Raw genomic sequence first — 26605 nt, 5'->3', positions numbered from 1 at the left:
TTTGTCGTCCGGGCCTCTGAAAGAGGCCTTGCTCAAGTTCCTTGTTTTCATTCTATTCCCGGTATTACAAGGCCGCACAAGGCCTTTCCAACCTGTTTGAACGGAGTGGGCCGTGACGCAAAATTTTGATGTCGTGGTAATAGGCGGCGCTGTCTCAGGTGCTTCGGCGGCTTTCTGGCTGACGCGGATGCAGCCGGAGCTGCGTGCGGCGGTGATTGAGCGGGATCCGGGCTATGCATTTTCGGCCACGGCCCTCTCGGTGGCTTCGGTGCGAAGCCAGTTCAGCAATCCGGTCAATGTGCAGATTTCGCGCTTTGGGGTGGAGTTTATCCGTAATTTTGGCGAGGAACTCGCGCTGGAGCCGGGGCAAGGTGATCTGGGCCTGAAGGAGAACGGCTATCTGTTTCTGGGGGCCTCTGCCGAGGCGCCGGGTCAGCTGGAAGAGCTGGCCGCGATGCAGCGCGGCTTCGGGGCAGCGACTGAGGTGCTGAACCCGGAGGCCATTGCAAAGCGCTTTCCCTGGATGAAAACCGAAGATCTGAGTGCGGGGTCTTTTGGCCACCGTGACGAAGGCTGGTTTGATAATATGGGCCTTCTGGGCGGTTTTCGCGCTGCTGCCCGGCGTCAGGGCGTGGTTTTTCTGAAAGACGAGGCCGTGGGGCTTGAGCTGGAGGGCACAAGGATCACCGCAGTGAAGCTGGCCTCCGGCGCGCGGCTCGGCTGCGGGGCAGTGGTGAATGCGGCCGGGACGCGGGCCTCGCAGGTCATGGAATGGGCGGGGCTGACGCTGCCCGTTGAGCCGCGCAAGCGCACCGTTTTCGTGATTGATGCTCCCAATGCGCGCCATCCGGAGGCGCCGCTGATTATTGATTATCAGGGCTATTATATGCGCCCCGAGCATCAGGGCTGGATCACGGCAACGGTCCCTGAGGGCGATGGACCCTGCGCGGTGGATGATTTTGAGCCCGATGCCCATCTCTTTGAAGAGGTGATCTGGCCGATGCTTTATAACCGCTCAGAGGGTTTTGACGCCTGCCGGGTGCAGCGGCTTTGGGTCGGGCATTATGATTACAATACGCTCGATCAGAATGCGATTCTGGGCGCGCATCCGGCGCGGGAGAATCTCTATCTGATGAATGGATTTTCCGGGCATGGTCTGCAGCAGTCCCCGGCGACCGGGCGCGGGATTGCGGAGCTGATTCTGACTGGGGGCTACCGCAGCCTTGATCTGAGTGATCTGGGGGTTGAGCGGGTGCTGGCGGGGCGGCCGTTTCTGGAGATGGCCATCGTGTAACAGGCGGGCGGGGGAGGCGGGGCGCTGCCCCGCACCCTGTCGGGAGGGGCAGCGCCCCTCCCGATCCCTCCCCGATCTCCCGGATGCTCAGCCGCGGCTGCGCTGCTCGAAGCGCGGCAGCATGGCGGAGAAATCCATGCCTTTGCCGTTCTCATGCTCGACAAAGCGGGTGTAGAGCTCGGCGGCCAGCTGACCCATGGGGGTATCGGCATCGGCAGCCTCGGCTGCCTGTTGCGACAGGCGCAGGTCTTTGAGCATCAGTTCTGCCGCGAAGCCCGGTTTGTAGCCATTATCGGAGGGGCTTTGCGGGCCGACGCCGGGGGCCGGGCAATAGGCATTCATGCTCCAGCTATAGCCCGAGGAGGTGGAGACCACATCGAACATCTTCTGGCGGTCGAGGCCGAGTTTATCCGCCAGGGCAAAGGCTTCGCAGGTGGCGATCATGGTGACGCCGAGGATCATATTGTTGCAGATCTTGGCGGCCTGACCGGCGCCTGCATCCCCGCAGTGCACGGCTTTCTGGCCCATGATATCAAAGAGCGGCTTCACGGTGGCGAAGGCCGCGTCCGCCCCCCCCACCATGAAGGTGAGCGTGCCGGCAGCCGCGCCGCCGATGCCGCCCGAGACCGGGGCATCGAGAGCGCCAAGCCCTGCGGAGGCGGCCTTCTCCGCCACGGCGCGGGCGCTTTCCACGTCGACGGTCGAGCAGTCGCAAAGCACTGCGCCGGACTTCATCGCCGGAATCACTTCGGCCGCCACGGCCTGGAGGATCGCGCCATTGGGCAGCATGGTGATGACGACATCGGCACCCTTTGCGGCCTCTGCCGCGGAAGCGGCGCGGGCGGCCCCCTCAGGGGGCGCGGTGACGAGGTCAAATCCCGTAACCTCATGGCCTGCCTTTACAAGGTTTGCGGCCATGGGGCCGCCCATATTGCCAAGGCCGATAAAGCCGATCTTCATTGGTCTTCCTCCCATTCGTCTGCGCCAAGGGGCGCAAGCATTGCGGCCACATCCTCTGCCGTCACCTCTGCGGTTGAAGCATGTTGCCAGACCGGTTTGCGGTCTTTGTCGATGAGCTGTGCGCGCACGCCCTCGATGAAATCGCCCTGATCCATCGAGCGCCAGGTCCAGCGGAATTCCTGACGCAGGGCCTCGGCCAGGGTGGCGGGGCCGGGGCGGATCATCGCGAGCGTCGAGGCCATGGAGAGCGGCGAGTTGCGGCGCAGCGCCTTGAGGGCGGAGGCGGCGAAATCGCTGCCGTCAGCCTCAAGGGCGGTCATGATCGCGGGGATGCTGTCGGCGCTGAAGAGACGGTTGATCTCTGCGCTTTGCGCCGCGAGCGGGCTTTCCGGGGCAAGGTGATGCGACAGATCGGGCTGACCGGTGGCGATCAGCTGTGCTTTGAGCGCAGGCCAGTCGGCTTCGGGGATAAAGTGATCGGCAAAGCCGGCCCAGATGGCATCGCCCGGCCCCATGCGCGCCGCGGTGAGGCCAAGGTAGAGGCCCGCCTCTCCCGGCACGCGGGAGAGAAGCCAGGTGCCGCCGACATCCGGGATCAGGCCGATGCCGCATTCGGGCATGGCCACCTGCGTGCTTTCACCCACCACGCGGTGGCTGACCAGGCCGCCAAAGCCCACGCCGCCGCCCATGACGAAGCCGTGCAGGAAGGAGATGATCGGTTTGGGATACTCCGCCAGCAGCAGGTTCAGCCGGTATTCGTCGCGCCAGAAATTGCGGCCGAGACTGTAATCCCCCTGACGTGCCGCCTGCGCCGCCTGCACCACATCGCCGCCCGAGCAGAAGGCTCGCGGGCCTGCGCCTTCGAGGATCACAACCGCGACCTCAGGGTCATTGATCCAGGCGCGCAGGGCGGCTTCGGCATTAAGGCAGATCTGATGGGTCAGCGCATTCAGCGCCTCGGGGCGGTTCAGAGTGAGGATCCCGGCGCGGCCCTCTTTGCGGATCTCAATTTCGCTCATTTCCGGCCCCCGATCAGGCTGCGCGCGGTGATGACGCGCATGATTTCATTGGTGCCCTCGAGGATCTGATGGACACGCAGATCGCGGACGATCTTTTCGATACCGTAATCGGCAAGATAGCCGTAGCCGCCGTGCAGCTGCAGGCAGTCATTGGCCACCTCGAAGGCGGCATCGGTCACATAAAGCTTGGCCATGGCACAGAATTTGGTGGCATCAGCGGTGCCGCTGTCGACCTTCCAGGCGGCTTGGCGCAGGAAGGTGCGGGCCGATTGCAGCTTCACTTCCATATCAGCCAAGCGGAACTGCAGGCCCTGGAACTGATCGATGCTTTGGCCAAAGGCCTTACGCTCGCTCATATATTGCAGGGTCTGATCAAAGGCGGCCTGAGCGCCGCCGAGGGCCGAAGCCGCGATGTTCAGCCGCCCGCCGTCCAGCCCGGCCATGGCATAGGAAAACCCGCGCCCCTCTTCGCCCACCAGATTATCAAGCCCGGTCAGGCAGTCGTCAAACTGCACCTGGGCCGTCGGCTGCGAACGCCAGCCCATCTTCTGCTCCAGCGCCCCGAAGGACAGGCCCGGTGCGCCGTTCGGCACGATCACCGTTGAGATGCCTTTCGGACCATCGCCGCCGGTGCGGACCATGACCAGATAGGCATCCGAATAGCTGCCGCCCGAGATAAAGCTTTTTGAGCCGTTGAGCTTATAGCCCTCATTGCCTTTCTCGGCCCGCGTGCGCAGAGCGGCGGCGTCAGAGCCGGCGCCCGGCTCGGTCAGGCAGTAAGAAAAGATCGTCTCCATGCTGCACAGACCCGGCAGCCATTTCGCCTTCAGCTCAGGGGAGCCGAATTTATCGATCATGCCGCCACACATATTGTGGATCGACAAAAGCGAGCCGACCGAGGGGCAGGCCATGGCCAGGGCTTCAAAGACCAGCGCCGCATCCAGCCGCGACAGGCCTGAGCCGCCATATTCCTCTGAGACATAAATCCCGCCCAGTCCCAGTTCGGCCACCCGGGGCCAGAAGTCGCGCGGGATGGTCCCGGCCTCTTCCCAGGCCCGCGCATGCGGGGCGATCTGCTCCTGCCCGAAGGCGTAAGCCATGTCAAAAATGGCCTGCTGCTCTTCGCTCAATCCGAAACCCATTGCGCCCTCCCACTCCCTGGCACGATGTCTTTCCCCGAGATCGGGGGCAAAAAGGGGGCCGCAGCCGGCCCCCTTTCAGATTGTCAGTCCATCATCTTGAAGTTCAGCGACGCGCCTTCTTTGATGCCCGAGGGCCAGCGCGAGGTGATGGTTTTGGTGCGGGTGTAGAAGCGGAACGCATCCGGGCCGTGCTGGTTCAGGTCACCGAAGGCGGATTTCTTCCAGCCGCCGAAGGTGTGATAGGCCAGCGGAACCGGGATCGGAACGTTGATGCCGATCATGCCGACGTTGACACGGGCGGCAAAGTCACGCGCGGTGTCGCCGTCACGGGTGAAGATCGCGGTGCCATTGCCATATTCATGGTCCATGGCCAGCTTGAGCGCTTCTTCATAGCTTTGTGCACGAACGGTCGAGAGAACCGGTCCGAAGATCTCTTTTTTGTAGATGTCCATGTCGGGGGTGACATGGTCAAAGAGATGGGGGCCGACGTAGAAGCCGTTTTCATAGCCCTGCAGAGTGAAATCGCGGCCATCGACGACCAGGGTCGCGCCCTGTTCCACGCCGGTTTCCACCAGACGCAGGATGTTCTCTTTGGCAGCAGCGGTCACAACCGGGCCGTAGTCGATGTCTGCGCCACCGGTATAGGGGCCGACTTTCAGCTTCTCGATGCGCGGGACCAGCTTTTCGATCAGCTTGTTCGCGGTCTCTTCGCCGACCGGAACCGCAACCGAGATCGCCATGCAGCGCTCGCCTGCTGCACCGTAGCCTGCACCGACCAGCGCGTCAGCGGCCTGATCAAGGTCAGCGTCGGGCATGATGATCATGTGGTTCTTCGCGCCGCCGAAGCACTGAACGCGCTTACCGGCTGCGGTGCCGCGCGAATAGATGTAATGCGCGATCGGGGTCGAACCCACGAAGCCCACGGCCTGGATCGTCTCATTGTCGAGGATCGCATCGACCGATTCTTTGTCGCCGTTGATGACCTGCAGAACGCCGTCGGGCAGACCGGCTTCTTTGCAAAGCGCAGCCAGCATCAGCGGCACGCTCGGCGCGCGCTCAGAGGGCTTCAGGATCATCGCGTTGCCACAGGCCAGCGCCGGGCCCATTTTCCACAGCGGGATCATGGCGGGGAAGTTGAAGGGCGTGATGCCTGCCACAACGCCCAGCGGCTGGCGCATGGAGTACATATCGATGCCCGGGCCTGCGCTGTCGGTGAATTCACCTTTCAGCAGCTGCGGTGCGCCGATGCAGAATTCGATCACTTCCAGGCCACGCTGGATATCGCCTTTGGCGTCCGGAATGGTCTTGCCATGCTCACGCGACAGCACTTCTGCAAGCTTTTCCATGTCACGGTTGATCAGGCCGACCAGGGCCATCATCACACGGCCGCGTTTTTGCGGGTTGGTCGCGCCCCAGGCAACCTGAGCTTTCGCAGCATCCGCCACGGCCTGGTCGAGTTCTGCCTGGGTGGCGAGAGCGACCTTTGCCTGAACCTCACCGGTGTGGGGGTTGAAGACGTCGGCAAAGCGGCCCGAGGTGCCGGCGACCATTTTGCCGTTAACCCAATGTCCGATCTCTTGCATGGGATCCTCCCGTTTAGTCGTTTCAACCCGCAGGTTAGCCTTGCAGTTTTGCTTCTCACAGAGGAAGTTTGGCAAAGAGGATTTGCAAAAATGCAAAACGGAGGGGCGATGGATTGGGACGATCTGCGGGTGTTTCTGGCGGTGGCGCGGACGGAAAGCCTGTCGGGGGCCGGAAAGACCCTGCGCTGCGATGCCGCGACCGTGGGTCGGCGGGTGACGCGTCTGGAGGAGGCGTTAAAGGCGCGGCTCTTTCTGCGCTCGCCGCAGGGCTATCAGCTGACGGATGCGGGCCAGCGCCTGCTGCCCCACGCCGAAGCGGCAGAAACGGCGATGACAGCCGCCGGTGAGGATCTGGGCGGCACGGCCGGAAAGATCAGCGGCCAGCTGCGCATCGGCGCGCCCGATGGCTGCGCCAATTATGTGCTGCCCCAGGTCTGTGCCGCGATCTCGGATCTGCACCCCGATCTGGATATTCAGATCGTCGCTCTGCCACGGGTGTTTAACCTCTCGCGGCGCGAGGCGGATCTGGTGATCGGGGTCTCACCGCCCACGGCAGGGCGGCTGACGGTCCAGAAGCTGACGGATTATCACCTTCATCTCGCCGCGCACCGTGATTATCTGGCGCGTCACCCGCCGATCCGCAGCACCGCCGATCTGGGGGCGCATCGCATCATCGGCTATATCCCGGATATGATTTTCGACAAGGAACTCGACTACTTAGGAGAGACCGGGGCAGGGCCGGTGCGTCTGGGATCAAACTCGGTCTCGGTGCAGATGCAGATGGTGCGGGCGCGGGCGGGCATCGGCGTGGTGCATGATTTTGCGATTCCCGGCGCGGCGGGGGTGGTCAAAGTTCTGCCTGATGAGATTTCGCTCAAGCGCAGCTTCTGGCTCATCCGCCATGCCGATGACCGCCGGTCAGACCGTATGAACCGGCTGGCAGAGGCCTTGAGCGAGGGCCTGCGCCGCGAGGTGGCCCGCCTCGAAGCGCTGACTTGACAGAATCGCGCACCCTCCGCAGCGTGAAGGGGTAATGGTGCGGGAGAAAAGCGATGCTGGTCAGACAGATCCTGAGTGCGAAGCCGGAGCAGAAAGTGCTGGCCGTCGCGCCGCAGACCCCGGTTGCTGAGGCGGTGCGGATCCTTGCGGAAAAACGGATCGGCGCGCTGGTCATCTCCTCGGACGGGCGCAGGGCAGAAGGCATCCTGTCAGAGCGTGACATCGTGCGCGAACTTGCGGTCCGGGGTGGCGAGATTCTGACCCAGCCGGTCGCCGAGTTGATGACCCGCCGCCTCGTGACCTGCACCCCCGGCGATTCGGCGCGACATGTGGTCGAAAAAATGACCGCCGGACGCTTCCGCCACATGCCGGTTCTGGAAGGCGATGAAATGATCGGGCTGATTTCCATTGGTGATGTCGTCAAGGGACGCCTTGATGAATTAACCATGGAAACCAATGCTCTGGCCGATATGATCCGGGGCCATTAAGCGCCGCGCAACCGGGCAGAGAGACGCAATCTCCGCTTGAAAATACGGCGGTAATATTGTTGCTCTTGCAGCAGCGCAGCAAAACTCTGCTGCGTGGCAGCGAGGAGGCTTCCATGCGGATCGGACTTTATCCGGGGACGTTTGACCCCATTACTCTGGGTCACCTGGATATTATTGAGCGGGCAGCGCGGCTTGTGGACCGGCTGGTGATCGGCGTTGCCATCAACCGCGACAAGGGTCCGCTTTTCTCGCTGGAGCAGCGGGTGCAGATGATCGAGGAAGAATGCGCCGAGCTGACCCGCCGCACGGGGACCGAAATCCTTGTGCATCCCTTTGAAAATCTGCTGATCGACTGCGCCAGAGATGTGGGGGCCACGGTCATCGTGCGCGGCCTGCGGGCGGTTGCGGATTTTGAATATGAATTCCAGATGGTTGGCATGAACCGCTCGCTCGACAGCTCAATCGAGACGGTCTTTCTGATGGCGGATGCGCGCCGTCAGGCCATTGCCTCGCGTCTTGTGAAAGAGATCGCGCGTCTGGGCGGGGATGTGACGAAATTCGTGCCCGAGCAGGTGAATACTGAGCTGCGCAGCCGCTTTGGCCCGGTGACCGTGAAACTCACCTGAAGCCCGCCTGAACCATCGGGGGAGAGGCTCTGCGCCTTCGGGCGCAGAGACGGGGGCTGAGGCAGAGGCGCTGGCCTCTTTATTTCTGCAAAAGCGCCGCCACGCGCCGCACGGCCAGATCATAGCCCTGCACCCCGCAGCCCGCGATCACCCCTTCTGCCCGCAGGCTGATATAGGAGTGGTGGCGGAAGCTTTCGCGCTTGTGGATGTTTGAGATATGCACCTCAAGCACCGGCCCCTCAAAGATATTCAGCGCATCAAGGATCGCAACCGACGTGTGGCTGTAGGCACCGGGGTTGATGATGATGGCATCGAAAGTCCCGCGTGCCTGCTGGATCCAGGTGACCAGTTCGCCCTCAAAATTCGACTGCCGTGCCTCAAGGCTCAGACCCAGAGAGGCGGCCGTCGCACCGGCCAGGGCGACCACATCCTCCAGCGTGTCCCGGCCGTAAACCTCAGGCTGGCGCAGGCCCAGCATATTGAGGTTCGGCCCGTTCAGAAGCAAAATTCCCGCCATAGTTTCCCCCGCAAAGAAAAGGCCGCCCGGGTTCTCCCGCGCGGCCCTGCAAGCTTATTGATCCAGCGCGTCGACGCCGGGAAGGGGCTTGCCCTCCATCCACTCAAGGAAAGCACCGCCGGCCGTTGAGATATAGGTGAAATCCGAGGCTGCGCCTGCTTTGTTCAGGGCCGCCACCGTATCACCGCCACCTGCAACCGAGATCAGCTTTCCGGCTTTGGTCAGCTCTGCGGCGGCTTTGGCTGCGGCATTGGTGGCTGCGTCGAAAGGCTCAATCTCAAAAGCACCCAAGGGGCCGTTCCAGATCAGCGTGCGGCACTGCGCAAAGACCTCAGCGATCGCCTCAGCCGTTTTCGGGCCCGCGTCGAGGATCATGGCATCGGCAGGGCAATCCGCAGCCGCGACCACATCGTGATCGGCATTGGCTTTGAATTCCCGCGCCACCACCACATCGACGGGCAGATGGATCGTGCAGCCCGCCTCTTTGGCGCGGGCGAGAATCGCTGCTGCCGTGGGGGCCATATCGCGCTCAGCCAGGCTTTTGCCGACCTCAACGCCCTGGGTGACAAGGAAGGTATTGGCCATGCCGCCGCCGATGATCAGGTGATCGACCTTCGTCACCAGGTTCGACAGAAGCTCCAGTTTGGTTGAGACCTTCGCACCGCCCACCACGGCCGCCAGCGGACGTTTGGGGTGGCCGAGCGAGGCATCGAGGGCCTGGAGTTCCGCTTCCATCTGACGACCCGCACAGGCGGGCAGGGCCGAAGCCAGACCCGAGGTCGAGGCATGGGCGCGATGGGCAGCCGAGAAGGCGTCGTTCACGAAAATGTCACCGAGTTTCGCCAGCGCGGCGATCATCTCAGGGGTGTTTTTCTCTTCGCCCGCGTGAAAGCGGGTGTTCTCCAGCAGGAGAGTTTCGCCGGGCTGCTGCGCAGCCACCGCCGCTTCCGCTACCGCACCGATGCAGTCTTCGACAAAGCGGATCGGGCGGCCGAGGCATTTTTCCAGCGCCGGGAAAACCTTCGAGAGGCTCATTTCCGGGACGACTTTGCCTTTGGGGCGGTCGAAATGTGCCAGAAGCACCGGTTTGCCCCCCTTGTCCAGGATGCTCGTGATGGTGGGCACAATTTTTTCGATCCGGGTGGTGTCGGTCACCAGCCCGTTCTCCAGCGGCACGTTAATGTCCACGCGCACGAGAACGGTCTTACCGTTCAGCTCCATCTGATCGAGTGTTTTCCAGGCCATATCCATCTCCGCTTCCGGCGCACTCTCATTCCCGCCCATGGGCCGGAAGTCAACAGCTTTGGCCTTTCCCAGTTGCCGCATTCGCATTACTCTGCCGCCAGCTACCAAGGAGGCACCTATGGCCGAGTATAAAGACCCGGAAAACACCATCATCATGACGCTGAAGCACGGCGATGTTGTCATCGAGCTGCTGCCCGATGTCGCGCCCAAACATTGCGAGCGTATGAAAGAGCTGGCACGCGCCGGGGCCTATGACGGCGTGGTCTTCCACCGCGTGATCGACGGCTTCATGGCGCAGACCGGCGACGTCGCCAATGGCAATGCGGATAAAGACAGCTTCAACATCCGCCGCGCCGGTACGGGTGGCTCGGATCTGCCGGATCTGCCGGCGGAATTCTCGCGCATTCCGCATGCCCGCGGCTCGCTGGGCGCCGCGCGTTCGTCGAACCCGAACAGCGCCAACTCGCAGTTCTTCATCAACTTCAGCGACAACAACTTCCTGAACGGCCAATACACCGTTTACGGTCAGGTCGTGTCGGGCATGGAGCATGTTGACAGGATCGTTCGTGGTGAGCCGCCGCAAAGCCCGGACCGTATGCTCAAAGTGCGCGTGGCTGCCGATGTCTAAGGTCGCGCTGCTGGCGGGGGCTTTTGTCTGCGCGGCGGGCATGGCCTTTGCGGACCCCAAACTGGTGATCGATGTTGCGGGTGAAGCCAATGGTCAGGTTGTGATCAACCTGCGCCCGGATCTGGCTCCGAACCACGTTGAGCGTGTGGTGACCCTGGCCAAAGAAGGTGCCTATGACGGCGTGGCCTTCCACCGGGTGATCGACGGCTTTATGGCCCAGACCGGCGATGTCGAATTCGGCAAAGGCAGCGATCTGTCGCGCGCCGGGATGGGTGGCTCGTCGCTGCCCGATCTTAAGGCCGAATTCACGCCGACGCCCTATGTGCGCGGTGTGGTGGGCATGGCGCGGTCGCAGAACCCCGACAGCGCCAACAGCCAGTTCTTCATCACCTTTGCATCGGCCCCCTTCCTTGACGGCCAGTACACCGTCTTTGGTGAGGTTGAGAGCGGCATGGAGGTGGTCGATAAGATCCGCCGCGGTGCCGGTCAGTCGGGCTCGGTCACCAATCCTGATAAGATGGTGAAGGTCACCATTCAGGAGTGATCCTGACCGGAGCAGTCTTTCGGCGGGGGCCTTCGGGCCCCCGTTTCATTTCTGGCTCCGCTGTCCCTTTCCGCCCGCGCGGAAGTCTGATGTCACCCTGCGGCTTCGGGGCAGCGCAATGTGGTCCGCATCTCGCCGCTGTCGCCCTGAAGCGTGGCGGCGATAATGGCGCAGCCGGTGACCTGCTCCAGCAGCCGGGTCATGGTTTCCCGCGTGGCGCGGTGCTGTCCGGGGCGCAGGAAGCCAAGCCGGATAATCTCAGCCCGATTGCCTTTCTGATAGACGACATAGTCGCGCCCGTCGTGGCGGATGTCCGTGCGCTTTGCGTCAAAAAACTCCGGCGCGGGCTGGGCTCCGCAGGCGGCAAGCAGAAGGGTGAGGGGCAGAGCGAACCGATACATAGATGCGGGATACTCCGGCATGGTTAATATTTCGCTAAGACAGCAGTAACAGTCCGGAGCGCGCCTGGCCAGCCGCAGCCGTCTGATCCGCGACATATTGCGCGATTATGGCGGTATCGCCAGCCACGGGACAGAGGTAATCTGCGCCGGAACTGAGCAGGGGAAAGCCGATGAGTGAGCTTCAAAACCGCATCCGTCAGGGCCGTGGGGCCGAACCGGCCGATCTGGTGCTCAAGGGGGGCAGGGTGCTTTGCACCGTCACCGGCGCGCTGATCGAGGGGGATGTGGCGATCTGCGGCGGCACCATCGTGGGGCTTGGCCAAAGCTATTCGGGGCGGCGCGAGATTGATGTCTCGGGGAAAATCCTCGTTCCGGGGTTTATCGACACGCATCTGCATATCGAAAGCTCGCTGGTGACGCCCTTTGAGTTTGACCGCTGCGTGGCGCCGCGGGGGGTGACGACAGTGATCTGCGATCCCCATGAGATCGCCAATGTCGCCGGTGTGCCGGGTCTGCAGTATTTTCTGGATGCGGCCTTAAGGACGGTGATGGATATCCGGGTGAACCTCTCGTCCTGCGTGCCTTCATCGCCGATGGAGACGGCGGGGGCTGAGATCCTCGCCGGGGATCTGCTGCCGCTTGCGGATCATCCGAAGGTGATCGGGCTTGCGGAATTTATGAACTATCCGGGCGTCATTTATGAAGATCCCGAATGCATGGCCAAGCTGGAGGCATTTCAGGGCCGCCACATCGACGGTCACGCGCCGCTTTTGTCGGGCCGTGATCTGAATGCCTATGTCTCGGCCGGCATCCGCACCGAGCATGAGGCCACTTCGGCGGCGGAGGCCGTTGAGAAGCTGCAGCGCGGGTTGCGGGTGCTGATCCGCGAGGGCTCGGTCTCGCGGGATCTGGAGGCGCTTGCCCCTGTGCTGACGGATCTGACCTCGGCCTATATGTGTCTGTGCACCGATGACCGGAACCCGCTGGATATCGCGGAACACGGGCATCTTGATTATATGATCCGAACGCTGATTGCCAAAGGCTGCCCGCCGCTGGCGGTTTACCGCGCGGCAAGCCTTTCGGCGGCAGAGGCTTTCGGGCTGAAAGACCGGGGCCAGATCAGCCCTGGCAAGCGGGCTGATATTGCGGTGATCGACAGCCTTGAGGGCTGTCACGCTTCGCTGGTGCTGTGCAACGGCGTCGTGGCCGATGAGGCGGCCTTTGCGGCGCGGGCGCTGATTGAGCCGGTGGCCCGGAAATCCGTCCGGGCTGCGAAGGTTACGGCAGTGGACTTCCGCCACCGCGGCAACCGTGATGAGCTGCCGGTGATCGGCATACTGCCGGGCAAGATTATCACCGAGCATCTGCGGGTGGAGATCGCGCCTGAGGATGGCGACCGCAGGCCCGATGTGGCGCGTGATCTGATGCGGATTACGGTGATCGAGCGGCACGGCATCAATGGCAATGTCGCCAATGGCTTTGTGAAAGGCTTTGGCATGACGCGGGGGGCCATTGCGTCGACCGTCTGTCATGATCACCACAATATCGCCGTGGTGGGCGCAGATTACGAAGATATGGCAATCGCGGCCAATCGTCTGGGGGAGATTGAAGGCGGATTTGTCGTGGTGGCGGGGGGTGAAGTTCTGGCGGAACTGGCGCTGCCGGTCGCGGGGCTGATGAGCCTTGAGAGCTTCGAGGTGGTGCGCGGGAAACTGGTGGAGCTGCGGGCGGCGGCAAAGTCGCTGGGGGTGGTGCTCGATGAGCCGTTTTTGCAGCTGGCCTTTGTGGCGCTGCCGGTCATCCCGCATCTGAAGATCACCGATCGCGGCATGGTGGATGTGGACCGCTTTGAGCTGATCGCGGATTAAGCGGTGAGCGCCGGGGGCGCTGCCCCCGGACCCCCGGAGTATTTGGAAAAAGCCAAAGTCTCAGGAGGGGTGGTTGGAAAAAAGGGGCCGCAGGGCCCCTTTTCTTATTTCTTCGATTTGCCGGATTTGCCGGCGGCGCTGTCGGCGATGCGGCGGGCTGCATCTGCGGCGGAGCGCAGTTCTTCGGCGATTTCTTCTGCCTCTTCCGGGTCGAAATCGAGCGGCAGCTCAACCCCGTCGGCTTCGAGATAGATGCGGACCATGCCCAGAGTGGTCGGGCCGATCTGCAGATTGGCGGCGATGTCGCTTTGTTTATCGATGCCCATGGAAAGACCTCCGGCGCTGACGAATAAAGCCCGGACCTAGCGCGGATCGGACAATCGCGCAAGGACCGGGAGGTCACGCAGCCTGTCAGCCGTGGGCGGCTTTCAGAGCCTGATCCAGGTCGTTGAAGAGGTCTTCCGCATCTTCGATGCCGATGGAGAGGCGCAGAAGATCGCTCGGGCAGGGGGTGCCGGGGCCCTCAATGGAGGCGCGGTGCTCAATAAGGCTTTCGACGCCGCCAAGCGAGGTGGCGCGTTTCCAGAGCCTGACCTTTGCTGCCGTGGCGATGGCGGCCGCCTCGCCGCCGCTGACGCGGATTGAGATCATATAGCCAAAACCGTTCTCCATCTGAGTGGCGGCGATATCGTGGCCCGGGTGTTGCGGCAGGCCGGGGTAGAGCACCTGGGCCACCAGCGGATGGGCGGCGAGGCGTTTTGCAAGGGTGTCCGCTGCTTTGGCCTGGGCCTCGGCGCGCAGATGGAAAGTGCGCAGGCCGCGCATCAGAAGGAAAGCTTCAAAGGGGCCGAGGATGGCGCCGATGGCGCCGCGGATGCGTTTGACGCGGGCCCAGTACGCATCATCCTTGGCGGCCATGAGCACGCCGCCGATGACGTCCGAGTGACCGTTGAGGATTTTTGAGACCGAATGCATCACCACATCGGCCCCGAGGGTGAGCGGGCGGGTGTGGAAAGGGGAGGCCACGGTGCTGTCGACGGCGAAAAGCGCGCCATGGGTATGGGCGAGATCGGCGGCGGCGCGGATGTCGGTGATGGTCCAGAGCGGGTTTGAGGGGACTTCGGCCCAGATCAGTCTGGTTTTACCGGGCTGAATGGCGGCTTCGATCTGCGAGAGGCTGTCCATCTCAACGAAGGTGACGCTGAGGCCGAGGGCGGGGGCGTCTTCGAGAAGCCAGCGGCGCAGCGCCCAATACATGACTTTCGGGGCAATCACATGGGCGCCGGGTTCCAGCGCCATGAAGACCGCCGTCGCGGCTGCCATCCCGGAGCCGAAGAGAAGCGCGCCGGCCTTTGCCTCTTCGAGATGGGCGAGGACGGCCTCTGCCTCACGGATGGTGGAATTGTCCGGGCGGCCGTAGCAATAGCCTGAGGAATAGGCATTGTCCTCGTCGCGGATATAGGTGGTGGCGACATGGATCGGCGGCACCACGGCCTTTGTGATCGGATCGATGGCCCCCATGGCGTGAACGGCAAGGGTGCGCGGGCTGTAGTCTTTTTTGTCCATGTCGCTGGAATCCTTGATGGTCTTTTGAGCAGTTTCTGCTCTGGCCCGGAAAATAGCCGCGAAGTTTTGGTGAAAGATGGCGTTTTTTCGCGCCGCGTGACAAAAATCGTCCAAAAGGCGGGGGCAGATGGCGAAAAGCATCGAACTTGATCAGTTTGACGAGGCTTTGCTGCGGGAAATGCAAAGTGACAACCAGACACCGGCGCGGGTACTGGCGGAACGGGTGGGCCTGTCGCAAAGCGCGGTGCTGCGCCGGTTGCGGCGGCTGCGCGAAGAGGGGGTGATCCTGGCCGATGTGTCTGTGGTGAACCCGGCGGTGATGGGGGTGCCGCTGCGCATTCATGTGCTGGTTTCGATTGATCAGGGCGCGCGTCAGGCGGCGGCCTTTTCAAAGAAGCTCCAGGGGCGGCGGGAGGTGATTCACGCCTCTTATGTCACCGGGGGGGCGGATTTTGTGCTGCTGTTGCAGCTGGAGAGCATGGAGGCCTATGCGCAGTTCGCCGCCGAGGTCTTTCACGCTGACCCCCACGTCTCGTCCTTCTACACCTATGTCGCCATGCGCGAGGTGGTGGGGCTGCATCACCGGCAGAGCGCCTGCCGGTGATGCCAGGCCGTCAGCGGAAGAGTTTGCCGCGCAGGATCCCGGCCAGCGGGAAGGCGATCCGCGAGACCACTTGGGTCATCAGGAAGGCAATGGGCCATGCGATGATAAACTGGCTCATCCATTCCCTGAAGAAGCCCTCATGCGGGCCAAGGGCCACCAGCATCATGATCCCGGACATTGAGAATGCCATCATCAGGGTCATCAGGATCTGTGCGATTATCTGTACTTTTTTGTCCATAGCCTCAGCCTGTCAGAATGCGGGCCGGGCTGTCAGCAGATCTGACACCGCAGCACCGACGTGAACGAAGGTGCCGCGGGTTCGCGGGGGATGTCTCGCCCCGCGACCAATTCCCGGGGAGCTGAACCCCGGTGCCCGGAATAACCAGACCGGACTGAAATCTTTTCGACCTGTGGCAGATAGAAATCCCTGGCGCCGCTGTCAAGCGCGGCAGCCGGACGCAGGCTGAGGCCCCCGGTTACATTGAAAAAGAGGTGCCGCAGCCGCAGGAGCTGGAGGCATTGGGGTTTTCAATGACAAAGCGCGCGCCGATCAGCTCATCGGTGAAGTCGATCTTTGCGGCCTGCAGGAAGGGCAGGGAGACCGGATCGATCAGCACTTTCTGGCCCGCGCGTTCCAGCACGATGTCATCCTCGGCCGGATCGTCGAGCTTGATGTCGTAGTGAAAGCCCGAGCAGCCGCCGCCTTCGACGGCCACGCGCAGGGGCTTTTGCTCGCCCATGGCCTCCGCGATTTCGGCAAGCCGCGCCCAGGCGCGGTCGGTCACAGTGGGGGGCAGGGTCAGGGACATGGCGGCGATCATTGCGTTAAGTTTCCATCCGGTGTGAATATAAGCCTCATGACTGTCAGCGACAAGGAAGGCCAGATGCTCGCCCCCTATGCCTGCCACCCCGAGACCAGCCGCGGCCGGCTTTTTGAAGAACGCATGAGCACCTTTCGCTCGCCCTTTCAGCGCGACCGGGACCGGATCATCCATTCCTCGGCCTTCCGTCGCCTGAAGCATAAAACCCAGGTTTTCGTGGAATATGAGGGGGACTATTATCGCACCCGACTGACGCATTCCATTGAGGTGGCGCAGGTGGCGCGGACCATCGCAGGTGTGCTGGGTCTGAACACGGAACTGGCGGAAGCGGTGGCGCTGGCCCATGATCTTGGTCACACCCCTTTCGGGCATGCCGGCGAAGATGCGCTGGCAGAGCTGATGCAGCCTTACGGCGGCTTTGATCACAACGCCCAGGCGCTGCGCATCGTCACCCGGCTTGAGCGTCATTACGCAGATTTCGACGGGCTGAACCTGACCTGGGAAGCGCTCGAGGGGATCGCCAAGCACAATGGCCCGGTCGTCGGCCCCTTTGCGGGCCATGGGGAACCCTCCGGGCCTTTGCCCTATGCCCTGGCTGAGGCGAATGCGATGTGGGATCTGGAGTTATCCACCTTCGCCAGCGCTGAGGCTCAGGTCGCGGCGCTGGCCGATGACATCGCCTATACGCATCACGACTTGCATGACGGGCTGCGCTCCGGTCTGTTCACGGAGGAAGAGCTTGAGGGGCTGCCGGTGACCGGTCCGGCGTTCGAGGTTGTTGATCGGCTCTATCCGGGACTCGACCGGATGCGCCGCCGTCATGAGGCATTGCGTCGGGTTTTCGGCGCGATGGTTGAGGATGTGATCGCCGTCGCGCAGACCCGTCTGAGAGAGGCGCAACCTGCCTCGCCTGAGGACATCCGTGCGATGGACAGAATGGTCGTGCGCTTTTCCGAGCCCTTTCTGCAGGAGTTGAAGGCGGTCCGCAGTTTTCTTTTCAGCCATATGTATCGGGCCCCTTCTGTCATGGCAGAGCGCAGGCGTGTGACCGCAGTTCTGCACGACCTCTTCCCGCTGTTTCTTTCGCGCCCCGAACACCTCCCCGAAGACTGGCGGGCGGCGCCGGATCTGGCGGAGGATGACGTGGCCCTCGCGCGGATCGTCGCCGATTATGTCGCCGGCATGACCGACCGCTTCGCTTTACAGGAGCACGCACGGCTTTTCGGTGGCGCGCCGCCTTCTGTGACAGGGGATCTGACATAAATCAGGCAGATGATTGAATTTTTCCGCCTGAGATGCCTTGCATCGCGCCGCAGAGGCGGCTAATCACAGCGCAACGGACAGTTGGCCGAGTGGTCGAAGGCGCACGCCTGGAAAGTGTGTAGGCGGGGAACCGTCTCGAGGGTTCGAATCCCTCACTGTCCGCCATTACACCTTGATATTGCTATATTTTTTGCGGATTTTGGCTTCATACCCGCCATAATACCCGCCATCCGAAATGCGCTTGGATACTACAAGTTGCAACAATCCGGGCAGGGGCCTCTATCAGTCTTTTTACGAGAATCCTGTACCCGGCGGCCCATCGCCCGCAGCGCGCTGTCGAGGTCACTTCGATAGCTTCTTCTCCGTCAGCGCAGCGAAGAAACCACTCCCAGCCCTTCGTGGAACAAGCGCCCATCGCGATCGACAGATCACGATGGGCGCTTTTCTGGCTAATGCAGGCTAATGCCCAGCGCGCGGGTGTGATTACAGGCGGGCTGAGGCATTTCTGAGAGCTTCGTACAGCTGACCATACCCTATCAGGGCACCAATGAGGCCCTCTTGAATGTGAGCTGACCCCAGCGCCTGTCTGCTCATCTCGCTATGGGCTGCGTAGGCATCGATAATTGCGTCAGTTACCGCGGTTTTGAGGGCCGGTGAGCTGGCAAACTGATCCTTCATATTGTTCTGCGCCTGTTCGGCCAGTTTACTGTTGTCGAGCAGAGCCCCCTTGATGGCAGCTACATAGGCCAGCTGGTCGTTATCCGTCACGCCACTGAACATATCGTTCAGTTTGCCGAGGATTGCTGACAGCAAGGCCTTCTCCTGATCCTGCACACTGGCGGTCCCGGTATCCGTCAGCGGCTTCAGCTTTGGAGCGTCACCATTGAGGACCAGATCGGTCTGGCCTGTTTTGTTCAGACGGTGATGCGTCAGCACCACCTTGCTCAGGTCGATGGTTTCACGCTCACGGCCAAAGTCCAGCGAGTTGATGAGATGGCGGTAAAACATATAACGGGCTTCGATCGCCGTAGAGCCGTAGTCGAAGATCTGCGACAGGAAAGCGTAGAGCCGGCGATAGGAGGCCATCGTCGACTTAAAGAGGATCAGAGCCTCCTGAGCCTGCTTTGCCGCCTGTGCGGCTTTCTCGTTACCGGCAGCCAATGCGTGACGTTCATCCGTCTGTGCTGCTTTGAACTCTTTCAAAAGCCGATCTGCAACGGGCTCGATCGCAGCGCGCAGGTCTGCATGGGTCGCTTTTGGGTTCAGCTCAGCCTTAACGACCCGATCGACCTCGAAGTCGTCATAGTGGCCAAAAGCATCAAGCTTCGCGCGCAGATCGAGGACCTGATCCGGACCAGTCACATCTTCCAGTTCGGCCGTTTCGTAATACTGCCTGAAGGCTGTGAGGATATCCTCAGAGCTGTTGGCGAAGTCGAGAATGTAAGTGGTGTCCTTCTTCAGGTCGCCGGAGGACCACGCGCGGTTCAGCCGGGAGAGCGTTTGAACCGCCTGAATACCCGCAAGGCGACGATCCACATACATCCCGCACAAAAGCGGCTGGTCAAAGCCGGTTTGAAATTTGTTGGCGACCAAAAGGATATGGTAGTCGGGTTGCTTGAAGGCTTCCCGAATGTCGCCCTTGAGGTAGGGATTCACCGTCTTGTTGGTCTCGGTGAACTCACCGGGACCGCTCTCGGGGTCTGTGACTTCGCCCGAGAAGGCCACCAGGGTGCCAAGGCCGTATCCGCGCTCGGCTATGTACTTCTGGATTGCCAGCTGCCAGCGCACGGCTTCCTTACGGCTTTCAACCACCACCATCGCTTTGGCCTGACCGCCCAGCAGGGGCATCACCATCTCGCGGTAGTGTTCGACCACAACCGCAACCTTCTGGGCGATGTTATGGGGGTGAAGCTTAACCCATTTCATCAAAGCCTTTTGGGCTGCATTCTTCTCAACGGTGGTCTCATCAATTTCGGCGCCATCACTCGCCAGTTTGAAGGCGAGGGAATAGGGCGTATAGTTCCTGAGGACATCGAGGATGAACCCCTCCTCAATCGCCTGCCGCATCGAATAGACATGGAATGGGGCAGGAAGATTGCCTGGACCAGCAGGGGCGCTGGGGTCAGGGCAGCGGCCAAAGAGCTCCATGGTCTTGGCCTTGGGTGTTGCCGTGAATGCGATGAAACTGACCCCTTTGGCTTCACCGGCTTTTGAGGCCATCTGCATCGCGAGAATATCCTCGGCGCTGATTTCGCCGCCATCCTGCACATGCGCCAAATCGTCTGCGGAGAGGATTTGCTTGAGTTTGGAGGCCGCTTCACCGGTCTGGCTGGAATGTGCCTCATCGGCGATGACCGCGAAGCGCTTGCCCGAGGTTGCAGCCAGCTGCTGCACAGCTTCAAGAGCGAATGGGAAAGTCTGGATCGTACATACGACGATTTTCTTACCGCCCGCCAAGGCCTCAGCCAGCTGGCTGCTCTTGGAGCCCGTCTCTGAAGTGATGGTCGCTACCACACCCGTAGTGCGCTCAAAGGCAAAGATGGCCTCTTGCAGCTGCGTGTCAATCACATTGCGGTCCGATACTACCACGACCGAGGAAAAGATCTTCTCATCCTTTTCGTCGTGCAGATCGGCCAGATGATGCGCCGCCCAAGCGATCGAGTTCGTCTTGCCTGACCCCGCCGAATGCTGGATCAGATATTTTCCGCCCGCACCTTCCGCCAAAATCGCCTGACGCAGCTTGCGCGTGGCATCCAACTGGTGGAAGCGCGGGAAAATCACGCCTGTCAGCTGCTTTTTCTTGTTTTTTTCCGCCACCATATAGCGGCCCAAAATCTCAAGCCAGCTGTCGCGCTGAAGGACCTCTTCCCACAGATAAGCGGTGCGGTGACCGTTCGGGTTTACCGGATTGCCCGCCGCGCCATTGTCCCCCTTGTTAAAGGGCAAAAACCGCGTGTCGGGGCCTGCAAGGCGGGTGGTCATCATCACTTCACGATCTGAGATCGCAAAATGCACCAAGGCCCCGCCGGGGAAGTTCAAAAGGGGCTCAGGCTTTTTGCCTTTAGCCTGTGGGATACGGTCAAAGCGGTATTGGTCCACCGCATCCGCCACGCTTTGGGTGAAATCAGTTTTCAGCTCTAACGTTGAGACGGGGATGCCGTTCAAGAACAGCGCCAGATCAATACAATTTTCGTTCTCGGTCGAATAGCGCAGCTGACGCACCACGCGCAGGCGGTTGGCATTGTAACGCGCCAGAATATCGGGGTTGAGGCCCATGGCAGGGCGGAACTGGGCGAGTGACAAAGGCGCACGCAGGCCCACCACCTCGATGCCCGCGCGCAGCACATCCAAAGTGCCGCGCTGATCAAGCTGGGCGCGGATACGATCTAAAAGCTTGGATTCCCCATGTTTCTGGCAAGCCTCAGCCCAAGCTTTGGGCTGAGTGTCGGTGAACCATGCCACCAGATCGGCAGGAAACAGGGCACGCGGGCGATCATATTGCGCTGCATCGCCGATGCTATAGGCCCAACCATTGGCGGCGAGGTGGTTGCAAATATAATCCTCGAACCCGATTTCCTTATGCGTTGCCATGGAATGAAAAGCCTTATTCTAAAATGCTGTCGTCAAAATCGCGCAGATCAATCTTTCCGGTCACCGCCGCCGAGATCAAGGCCGAACGACGTTCTTGGAGAAGGCTGATAGCAGCGACTGCGGCATTGGATAGGCTATCAAATTTTTGAGTTACCCTATCCAAAAACTGAACAACTTCTTCTTGTTCCGGTAGAGATGGACAGGGGAACATGAAGCCTGCAATTTTTTCCAAGTGAAGGTTGATGACGGTGCTCTGCTTTTTGTCAGCCTCGATTTGCATTTCAATTTGCTTTGAAAGGAAGACATATTTTGCGAACTCTGCGCTTAACTCCCTGTTCAGCCGTATAAGGCAAAGGCTGACAAAGATGCTAAAGTCCCAGTCCCAAGTGATGACCATTGGGACCCCAACCGTCCCATTTTTGGACAGCAGAAGATCGCCTTTGCGCGGGTGGCAGCGTTTAATTAATTCGAGATGCTCTTCCAGGGGAATACGGGCAACTGTTTCAAGATCAGGAAAACCACGTGAAATATCTGTTACTCGTAGGAACGGCACACCTTCAGAAACGTAGGTGGGAGTGAAATGCGCACCATCCACAATCTGGCTTGTCATTCTGGAGAGCCTAATAACCTCCCACCCCTCAGGCACATCGCCGAGCCAATCGATGCCGGAGGGTTTGAGTTTGGCGTTTGGGTTGAGGCCCTTGGTGACGGCGTGGCTGATTGTGGCCTGACGTTTCTCGGCCAAAAGCGCGATCAGGCGGCGCTGTTCCTCGATCAGATCATCAATCTTCGCCACCTCCCGATCCAAAAACGCAGCAATCTTGCGTTGTTCGGTGAGAGGGGGGATAATCGCGAATAAGCCTCCAAATTTTTCTGGGTATAGCCTCAAGCGCGAGTCAATCACCCCAGCTGAAAAAGCCTTGAAATATCGGCAGTATTCATCAGTTCTGACCAAATGGTTTAGATACGCAGGAAATATCGAGCTGTTGAGCTTAAAAACAGCATAGGCGGGACTGACAATCCCGTTGAAGTCAGTGATCCCTTGCGCGCGATTCCATGCAAGCATGATATTCATCACAAGGTCGCCACTATAGGCAACTTTATACCCTTGAAGGCTCTCTGCGCGACTAAGAAACTCGCCGTCCTCGATACCTTCTGAACGTGGTCTAACTCCAGTGTAAGCCGAAACAGACAGTAATGTCTCATCTCCATCTTCGGAACGTTCGTCCCGTTCATGAAGGTGATTTTTAAAGCGAGATACCTCCCAGCCAGCGGGAACCTCGCCCAGCCACTCTACACCGCTGTATTTATACTCAGGATAGGCTTTCATGCGCTCAGGCCTTTCAGTAGGTCCTGAATACGGGCGGTGACTTTCGCCAGATCGGCGTCAATCTCGGCCAAGGGGCGCGGCGGCTCAAAGACGTAGAAATGCCTATTGAACGGGATTTCATAGCCGATCTTGGTCTTGTCCTCGTCAATCCAAGCGTCTGGCGCATGGGGCAGCACTTCGCGGGCAAAGTAGTCGGCCACATCTTCGGCCAAAGGCACGGTCTCGGTATCGCGCAGGGCACTATCGGCTTGCACCTTACCCTTGGCTTTGCCGCGTTGGCCCAAGATCAGATTGCCAGCTTCATCCTTCAAAGGCCGCTCAACGGTGATTTGGCGGAAACCAAAAGCCTCGTTGGGCAGGATTTTCGACAAGGGTGCCAACTTCACCGCACCGCCTGTGGGGGCTGCGGGCGGGGTTTGGCCTTTCAACACGACCTCGGTTGCAATCTCTTTGCCAGCCTCATCCAAAATGCGGGCAAGCTGCGCCTCGGCAAAGTCGCCGAACAGGCGGGTGACGGTGGCGATGTGCTCTTCGCCCATTTCTTTGCGTTTAGAGCCAAGACTTTTGCGCATCTTTTGCCAGAAGCTTGATCCGTCGATCAGCTGCACCTTGCCTTTGCGCTCGGCGGGCTTTTTGTTTGACAAGATCCAAACATAGGTCGCGATGCCTGTGTTGTAGAACATGTCGGTCGGCAGGGCGACGATGGCCTCGACCAGATCGTTTTCCAACACATAGCGGCGGATTTCGCTTTCGCCCGAGCCTGCGCCTCCTGTAAACAGCGGCGAGCCATTGAGGACGATGCCAAAGCGTGCGCCGCCTTGGGCTGCGGGGCGCATTTTCGACAGAAGGTGCATCAGGAACAAAAGCGAGCCATCCGATACGCGCGGCAGGCCGGGGCCAAAGCGTCCGGCATGGCCCCGTTTTTCATGCTCTTCGCGGATGGCTTTTTCGACCTTCTTCCATTCCACGCCGAAAGGCGGGTTCGAGAGCATGTAGTCGAACTTCTGATCCGTGTGCCCGTCGTCTGAAAGGGTATTGCCGAATTTGATATTGCCGACATCCTGACCCTTAATGAGCATGTCAGCCTTACAGATGGCATAGGACTCGGGGTTCAGCTCCTGTCCGAACAGAGAGACAGAGGCCGATGGGTTCATATCGGTCAGATATTCCTCTGCGACCGAGAGCATGCCACCGGTGCCAGCCGTCGGGTCGTAGATGGTGCGCACAATGCCGGGTTTTGCCAGCGCGTCGTCGTCTTCGGTGAAGATGAGGTTGACCATCAGGCGAATAACTTCACGCGGGGTAAAATGTTCACCCGCAGTTTCATTCGACAGCTCTGAGAAGCGACGGATCAGCTCTTCGAAGACAAGACCCATCTGGTGATTGCTAACCAGATCAGGGTGCAGGTCAATTTGGGTGAATTTCTCAACGACCTGATAAAGCAGGCCGGCTTTGGCGAGCCGGTCGATTTGAAGGTCAAACTCAAAATGCTCAAAGATATCGCGGATCTCGGGAGCGAAGGCGTCGATGTAAGTGCGCAGGTTTACAGCAATGTTGTCCTGGTCGCCCATGAGCCGCTTCAGGTCAAAGCGAGAGAGATTGTAAAAACCAACGCCGGACTTGCGGCGAACAAAGGCTTCGACGGGCATCTGCTGTGACTGACGCAGCTTAGCTTCTTCGAGCACATCGTCTTTGGTGGCTGCTAACACGCAGTCGATACGGCGAAGCACAGTGAATGGCAGGATTACCTTGCCATAGTCGGACTGCCTGTAGTCACCGCGCAGAAGGTCGGCGACGGACCAGAGAAAGGCTGAAAGTGCTTGTTGGTTCATGGGCCGCTCGCTGTATGTTTTGCCATACTGTTATCTACCGACGGCCAGCGAGGCCACGGTGAAGTTGCGTAGTATTCTGATTGTTTGCTGGCAGGTCTTACGCATTTGGGTTGTCGGTGAGCTTTTCCGCTCGCCACCGCGCCCAGCGCCGCCGCTGTGCCTGTGCGATCCGCTCACGGCCTTCCTCTGTCCTCGCTCCCGTAGAAAGGCCTCCATGATATTTGCACCGCTGTTTTCCCGGCGCTGAGCTGCACCAGCAGTGCGTGCCTTTCCTCGTCTTAGCGTTGCATCGAACCCTGCGTTGGTCTGCCGCGACTGCATACTGTGCCTTAAGTCGTTGGAGGCTTAATTCTATCGCGCGGTTCTCGGCCGCAATACGTGCGCGCATTCTAACACCCCAAACCGCGCGCGCGCATTTGACCGCCGATGTATCCGGCAAGTCCAGAACGCTGGCTATGGCGACAATGGCATGTGCTGATCTCTTTACCGTGCGGCGGTTCTCCCAGTAGCTGATGGCGTGCCTTCCCACTCCTGACAGCTCGGCGAGCTTAGTTTGAGACAGGCCAGCAGCTTTTCGGATTTTTGCAAGATCATCACCTGTCATGGGCATAGGTATCCTTCCGTTCTCGCCGCAGGTGACCTGCCACTGGTCCTTCATCCACCTGCAACCGGAGCCGGTTGCTGATTGATCCGTTCCGCAACGTTGGACCGCCCGAAGCTCGAGTTTTCGGGGATCATATCAGGTGGTGCGGCGTGGCACGTGCTCCTCTCTTCGGAGAGAGGTCGTTCGTGCGGTCTGACAAGAGGTATCAAACTGATGAACTGTTGCGAGGGGAGCTGCTGAAAGGCGCCCGAGCGTGAATTGCAAGCTTTCTCAGCAGGAGGAGTTAATCCATCTTGATATAGCACTCCTCAGACAGCACCGTCACGAAAATCAAGATTAGCTAGCGAGGCCAAGCGGTGGTGCCATTTCACGTTCCACGTAGACTGTTGTTAGGTGAGATAGAGGTACCGGAGGCCGACTTACTTTCAGCATCTGGTGTTGCAGTCGTGCTGGCAGAACCGGATCGTGTCCCATAGCGTGGTGTAGCTCGGTCTATGCCACTGCCTTTGGCGCGGTCCGAGCTGGTCAGTTTCTCTGCGCGACTGGCAGGCTGACGATGAGATCATCGCAGATCGGGGCCAGCGTTTCCAGCGTCATGTATCGGCCGCGCTGAACGGTCCATTCCTCGGTCTGCTCCATGAGGATTGCGCCGACCAAACGGCGGATGGCGGCCTCGTTGGGGAAGATGCCCACCACATCCGTGCGGCGCTTGATTTCGCCGTTGAGGCGCTCGATGGGGTTTGTGGAATGCAATTTGGTGCGGTGCTGGGCGGGGAAGGTCATGTAAGCCAGCACATCCTCCTCAGCAGAATCCATGAGGGCCGCGAGCTTGGGCAACTTACCCCGCATCTGATCCGCCACGACGCGCCACTGGGCTTTGGCGGCCTGATGGTCGGGTTGGGCGAAGGCCGTGGCGATGAAGGCCGACACCATGCCGCGGCTGTTCTTGCCGGCATGGGCCAGGGCATTGCGCTGGAAGTGGACGCGGCATCTCTGCCAAGTCGTTGAAAGCACACGCGCTGTTGCGGCCTTGATGCCCTCATGTGCATCGCTGATCACCAGCTTCACCCCGCTCAGACCCCGCCGGACGAGGCCGCGCAGGAACTCCGTCCAGAACGGCTCGGCCTCGGATGCGCCGATGGCCATGCCCAGCACCTCCCGCCGCCCATCCGTATTGACGCCCACCGCGAGGGTGACCGCCACGCTGACAATCCGCCCTCCTTGGCGCACCTTCAGATAAGTGGCATCGATCCAAAGATAGGGCCATTCGCCTTCAATGGGGCGCTCAAGGAAGGCATCCACCCGTTCATCGATCTCTTCGCACAGCCGGCTGACATGGCTTTTGGAAATGCCGGTTCCGCCCATAGCCTGCACGAGATCATCCATGGAACGTGTTGAAATGCCATGAATATAGGCCTCTTGGATCACGGCCGTCAGCGCCTTCTCCACCGAGCGGCGGGGCTCGAGAAAAGACGGGAAATACGATCCCGTCCGCAGGCGGGGGATCTTCAGTTCCACCTGACCCGCGCGGGTCTGCCAGTCGCGCTCACGGTAGCCGTTGCGCTGCGCGGTGCGCTCCGTCGACTTCTCGCCATACTCGGCATTGGTCTTGGCGCTGTTCCAGTTCGACACCGTCACGTGCATAGATACCTTCCTGCCGATAGAGCGGCAGACCATCGG

Annotated in this window: 25 protein-coding genes and 1 tRNA gene; 10 read left to right on the top strand and 16 right to left on the bottom strand. The window is 60.5% G+C overall.

Annotation, left to right across the window (positions count from 1 at the left end; genetic code table 11):
* Window positions 1-112 precede the first annotated feature (112 nt).
* The gene (locus EP867_RS14175) at window positions 113-1294 is read left to right on the top strand and encodes an NAD(P)/FAD-dependent oxidoreductase (RefSeq protein WP_128490140.1); all 1182 of its coding nucleotides are present in this window, start codon (window positions 113-115) and stop codon (window positions 1292-1294) included.
* Between the two features lie 87 nt (window positions 1295-1381).
* Here the strand turns inward: EP867_RS14175 and mmsB are convergent, their stop codons facing one another.
* The 4 genes from mmsB to EP867_RS14155 all read right to left on the bottom strand — a co-directional run bounded on the left by mmsB (window position 1382) and on the right by EP867_RS14155 (window position 5998).
* Window positions 1382-2254, bottom strand: a complete 873-nt coding sequence (gene mmsB, locus EP867_RS14170; protein WP_128490139.1) for a 3-hydroxyisobutyrate dehydrogenase — start codon at window positions 2252-2254, stop codon at window positions 1382-1384.
* Entirely contained in the window at window positions 2251-3273 is a 1023-nt protein-coding gene (locus EP867_RS14165) for an enoyl-CoA hydratase/isomerase family protein (protein ID WP_128490138.1), read from the bottom strand. The genes mmsB and EP867_RS14165 overlap by 4 nt, the downstream gene beginning before the upstream one ends.
* Window positions 3270-4415: an acyl-CoA dehydrogenase family protein gene (locus EP867_RS14160; RefSeq protein ID WP_128490137.1), complete on the bottom strand. Its 1146-nt coding sequence runs from the start codon at window positions 4413-4415 to the stop codon at window positions 3270-3272. Before EP867_RS14160 ends, EP867_RS14165 begins: the two co-directional genes overlap by 4 nt.
* Before the next feature lie 83 nt (window positions 4416-4498).
* Window positions 4499-5998 carry a CoA-acylating methylmalonate-semialdehyde dehydrogenase gene (locus EP867_RS14155; RefSeq protein ID WP_128490136.1) on the bottom strand — a complete coding sequence of 500 codons (1500 nt, stop codon included), beginning with the start codon at window positions 5996-5998 and terminating at the stop codon, window positions 4499-4501.
* A gap of 108 nt (window positions 5999-6106) precedes the next feature.
* On the opposite strand from EP867_RS14155, the gene EP867_RS14150 reads away from it, so the two are divergent.
* The 3 genes from EP867_RS14150 (at window position 6107) to coaD (ending at window position 8111) form a co-directional block, all read left to right on the top strand.
* Complete coding sequence (locus EP867_RS14150; RefSeq protein ID WP_128490135.1) at window positions 6107-6997, top strand: LysR family transcriptional regulator; 891 nt, start codon at window positions 6107-6109, stop codon at window positions 6995-6997.
* Window positions 6998-7050: 53 nt separating this feature from the next.
* A complete protein-coding gene (locus tag EP867_RS14145) occupies window positions 7051-7485 on the top strand; it encodes a CBS domain-containing protein (protein WP_128490134.1) in 435 nt (144 codons plus the stop codon).
* A gap of 113 nt (window positions 7486-7598) precedes the next feature.
* A complete protein-coding gene (gene coaD, locus EP867_RS14140; protein WP_128490133.1) occupies window positions 7599-8111 on the top strand; it encodes a pantetheine-phosphate adenylyltransferase in 513 nt (170 codons plus the stop codon).
* A 79-nt stretch (window positions 8112-8190) separates the two neighbouring features.
* On the opposite strand, the gene aroQ is transcribed toward coaD, so the two are convergent.
* Together aroQ and EP867_RS14130 are read right to left on the bottom strand one after the other, a co-directional pair.
* Window positions 8191-8628: a type II 3-dehydroquinate dehydratase gene (aroQ, locus tag EP867_RS14135; RefSeq protein ID WP_128490132.1), complete on the bottom strand. Its 438-nt coding sequence runs from the start codon at window positions 8626-8628 to the stop codon at window positions 8191-8193.
* Between the two features lie 54 nt (window positions 8629-8682).
* Entirely contained in the window at window positions 8683-9873 is a 1191-nt protein-coding gene (locus tag EP867_RS14130) for a phosphoglycerate kinase (protein ID WP_128490156.1), read from the bottom strand.
* A gap of 118 nt (window positions 9874-9991) precedes the next feature.
* Here EP867_RS14130 and EP867_RS14125 point away from each other — a divergent pair, with 118 nt between their 5' ends.
* Both EP867_RS14125 and EP867_RS14120 read left to right on the top strand, forming a co-directional pair.
* Window positions 9992-10501, top strand: a complete 510-nt coding sequence (locus EP867_RS14125; RefSeq protein WP_128490131.1) for a peptidylprolyl isomerase — start codon at window positions 9992-9994, stop codon at window positions 10499-10501.
* A gap of 40 nt (window positions 10502-10541) precedes the next feature.
* The gene (locus EP867_RS14120) at window positions 10542-11045 is read left to right on the top strand and encodes a peptidylprolyl isomerase (protein ID WP_241656919.1); all 504 of its coding nucleotides are present in this window, start codon (window positions 10542-10544) and stop codon (window positions 11043-11045) included.
* Window positions 11046-11137: 92 nt separating this feature from the next.
* Here the strand turns inward: EP867_RS14120 and EP867_RS14115 are convergent, their stop codons facing one another.
* Window positions 11138-11446, bottom strand: a complete 309-nt coding sequence (locus EP867_RS14115; RefSeq protein WP_128490129.1) for a hypothetical protein — start codon at window positions 11444-11446, stop codon at window positions 11138-11140.
* A 170-nt stretch (window positions 11447-11616) separates the two neighbouring features.
* Here EP867_RS14115 and ade point away from each other — a divergent pair, with 170 nt between their 5' ends.
* Window positions 11617-13314 (top strand): adenine deaminase, encoded by a 1698-nt coding sequence (gene ade, locus EP867_RS14110; protein WP_128490128.1) that lies wholly within the window; start codon window positions 11617-11619, stop codon window positions 13312-13314.
* Between the two features lie 104 nt (window positions 13315-13418).
* Here ade and EP867_RS14105 read toward each other — a convergent pair whose 3' ends face one another.
* Complete coding sequence (locus tag EP867_RS14105) at window positions 13419-13640, bottom strand: DUF6324 family protein (protein WP_128490127.1); 222 nt, start codon at window positions 13638-13640, stop codon at window positions 13419-13421.
* A gap of 85 nt (window positions 13641-13725) precedes the next feature.
* On the bottom strand, window positions 13726-14880 hold the full coding sequence (locus tag EP867_RS14100; protein ID WP_128490126.1) for a trans-sulfuration enzyme family protein: 1155 nt from the start codon (window positions 14878-14880) through the stop codon (window positions 13726-13728).
* Between the two features lie 127 nt (window positions 14881-15007).
* Between EP867_RS14100 and EP867_RS14095 the strand changes: the two genes are divergently transcribed.
* Complete coding sequence (locus tag EP867_RS14095) at window positions 15008-15484, top strand: Lrp/AsnC family transcriptional regulator (protein WP_128490125.1); 477 nt, start codon at window positions 15008-15010, stop codon at window positions 15482-15484.
* A gap of 10 nt (window positions 15485-15494) precedes the next feature.
* Here EP867_RS14095 and EP867_RS14090 read toward each other — a convergent pair whose 3' ends face one another.
* Window positions 15495-15722 carry a DUF2798 domain-containing protein gene (locus EP867_RS14090; protein WP_128490124.1) on the bottom strand — a complete coding sequence of 76 codons (228 nt, stop codon included), beginning with the start codon at window positions 15720-15722 and terminating at the stop codon, window positions 15495-15497.
* Window positions 15723-15960: 238 nt separating this feature from the next.
* Window positions 15961-16287 (bottom strand): HesB/IscA family protein, encoded by a 327-nt coding sequence (locus EP867_RS14085; RefSeq protein ID WP_128490155.1) that lies wholly within the window; start codon window positions 16285-16287, stop codon window positions 15961-15963.
* Window positions 16288-16368: 81 nt separating this feature from the next.
* Between EP867_RS14085 and EP867_RS14080 the strand changes: the two genes are divergently transcribed.
* Both EP867_RS14080 and EP867_RS14075 read left to right on the top strand, forming a co-directional pair.
* Complete coding sequence (locus tag EP867_RS14080; RefSeq protein ID WP_128490154.1) at window positions 16369-17568, top strand: deoxyguanosinetriphosphate triphosphohydrolase; 1200 nt, start codon at window positions 16369-16371, stop codon at window positions 17566-17568.
* 75 nt (window positions 17569-17643) lie between these two features.
* A tRNA-Ser gene (locus EP867_RS14075) sits at window positions 17644-17733 on the top strand.
* A gap of 318 nt (window positions 17734-18051) precedes the next feature.
* Here the strand turns inward: EP867_RS14075 and EP867_RS14070 are convergent.
* The 5 genes from EP867_RS14070 to EP867_RS14045 form a co-directional block, all read right to left on the bottom strand.
* Window positions 18052-21159: a type I restriction endonuclease subunit R gene (locus EP867_RS14070; protein WP_128490123.1), complete on the bottom strand. Its 3108-nt coding sequence runs from the start codon at window positions 21157-21159 to the stop codon at window positions 18052-18054.
* 13 nt (window positions 21160-21172) lie between these two features.
* Complete coding sequence (locus EP867_RS14065; RefSeq protein ID WP_128490122.1) at window positions 21173-22489, bottom strand: restriction endonuclease subunit S; 1317 nt, start codon at window positions 22487-22489, stop codon at window positions 21173-21175.
* On the bottom strand, window positions 22486-24321 hold the full coding sequence (locus tag EP867_RS14060) for a type I restriction-modification system subunit M (protein ID WP_128490121.1): 1836 nt from the start codon (window positions 24319-24321) through the stop codon (window positions 22486-22488). The genes EP867_RS14065 and EP867_RS14060 overlap by 4 nt, the downstream gene beginning before the upstream one ends.
* Window positions 24322-24418: 97 nt before the next feature.
* The gene (locus EP867_RS20530; protein WP_206616345.1) at window positions 24419-24925 is read right to left on the bottom strand and encodes an HGGxSTG domain-containing protein; all 507 of its coding nucleotides are present in this window, start codon (window positions 24923-24925) and stop codon (window positions 24419-24421) included.
* Window positions 24926-25450: 525 nt separating this feature from the next.
* Complete coding sequence (locus tag EP867_RS14045; RefSeq protein ID WP_241656918.1) at window positions 25451-26602, bottom strand: IS256 family transposase; 1152 nt, start codon at window positions 26600-26602, stop codon at window positions 25451-25453.
* Window positions 26603-26605 lie beyond the last annotated feature (3 nt).

Source organism: Falsigemmobacter intermedius, assembly GCF_004054105.1.
Taxonomy (GTDB): domain Bacteria; phylum Pseudomonadota; class Alphaproteobacteria; order Rhodobacterales; family Rhodobacteraceae; genus Wagnerdoeblera; species Wagnerdoeblera intermedia.
This window is presented reverse-complemented; position numbering and strand designations above follow the sequence as displayed.

Excerpts from the sequence above, each read along its gene's own strand:
- EP867_RS14045 (WP_241656918.1), bottom strand. The coding sequence starts at position 26,602 with ATGGTCTGCCGCTCTATCGGCAGGAAGGTATCTATGCACGTGACGGTG.
- EP867_RS14090 (WP_128490124.1), bottom strand. The coding sequence starts at position 15,722 with ATGGACAAAAAAGTACAGATAATCGCACAGATCCTGATGACCCTGATG.
- ade (WP_128490128.1), top strand. The coding sequence starts at position 11,617 with ATGAGTGAGCTTCAAAACCGCATCCGTCAGGGCCGTGGGGCCGAACCG.
- aroQ (WP_128490132.1), bottom strand. The coding sequence starts at position 8,628 with ATGGCGGGAATTTTGCTTCTGAACGGGCCGAACCTCAATATGCTGGGC.
- EP867_RS14105 (WP_128490127.1), bottom strand. The coding sequence starts at position 13,640 with ATGGGCATCGATAAACAAAGCGACATCGCCGCCAATCTGCAGATCGGC.
- EP867_RS14160 (WP_128490137.1), bottom strand. The coding sequence starts at position 4,415 with ATGGGTTTCGGATTGAGCGAAGAGCAGCAGGCCATTTTTGACATGGCT.
- EP867_RS14080 (WP_128490154.1), top strand. The coding sequence starts at position 16,369 with ATGCTCGCCCCCTATGCCTGCCACCCCGAGACCAGCCGCGGCCGGCTT.
- EP867_RS14130 (WP_128490156.1), bottom strand. The coding sequence starts at position 9,873 with ATGGCCTGGAAAACACTCGATCAGATGGAGCTGAACGGTAAGACCGTT.
- EP867_RS14095 (WP_128490125.1), top strand. The coding sequence starts at position 15,008 with ATGGCGAAAAGCATCGAACTTGATCAGTTTGACGAGGCTTTGCTGCGG.
- EP867_RS14125 (WP_128490131.1), top strand. The coding sequence starts at position 9,992 with ATGGCCGAGTATAAAGACCCGGAAAACACCATCATCATGACGCTGAAG.
- coaD (WP_128490133.1), top strand. The coding sequence starts at position 7,599 with ATGCGGATCGGACTTTATCCGGGGACGTTTGACCCCATTACTCTGGGT.
- EP867_RS14060 (WP_128490121.1), bottom strand. The coding sequence starts at position 24,321 with ATGAACCAACAAGCACTTTCAGCCTTTCTCTGGTCCGTCGCCGACCTT.
- EP867_RS14065 (WP_128490122.1), bottom strand. The coding sequence starts at position 22,489 with ATGAAAGCCTATCCTGAGTATAAATACAGCGGTGTAGAGTGGCTGGGC.
- EP867_RS14155 (WP_128490136.1), bottom strand. The coding sequence starts at position 5,998 with ATGCAAGAGATCGGACATTGGGTTAACGGCAAAATGGTCGCCGGCACC.
- EP867_RS14120 (WP_241656919.1), top strand. The coding sequence starts at position 10,542 with ATGGCCTTTGCGGACCCCAAACTGGTGATCGATGTTGCGGGTGAAGCC.
- mmsB (WP_128490139.1), bottom strand. The coding sequence starts at position 2,254 with ATGAAGATCGGCTTTATCGGCCTTGGCAATATGGGCGGCCCCATGGCC.
- EP867_RS14150 (WP_128490135.1), top strand. The coding sequence starts at position 6,107 with ATGGATTGGGACGATCTGCGGGTGTTTCTGGCGGTGGCGCGGACGGAA.
- EP867_RS20530 (WP_206616345.1), bottom strand. The coding sequence starts at position 24,925 with ATGACAGGTGATGATCTTGCAAAAATCCGAAAAGCTGCTGGCCTGTCT.
- EP867_RS14100 (WP_128490126.1), bottom strand. The coding sequence starts at position 14,880 with ATGGACAAAAAAGACTACAGCCCGCGCACCCTTGCCGTTCACGCCATG.
- EP867_RS14165 (WP_128490138.1), bottom strand. The coding sequence starts at position 3,273 with ATGAGCGAAATTGAGATCCGCAAAGAGGGCCGCGCCGGGATCCTCACT.
- EP867_RS14070 (WP_128490123.1), bottom strand. The coding sequence starts at position 21,159 with ATGGCAACGCATAAGGAAATCGGGTTCGAGGATTATATTTGCAACCAC.
- EP867_RS14115 (WP_128490129.1), bottom strand. The coding sequence starts at position 11,446 with ATGTATCGGTTCGCTCTGCCCCTCACCCTTCTGCTTGCCGCCTGCGGA.
- EP867_RS14145 (WP_128490134.1), top strand. The coding sequence starts at position 7,051 with ATGCTGGTCAGACAGATCCTGAGTGCGAAGCCGGAGCAGAAAGTGCTG.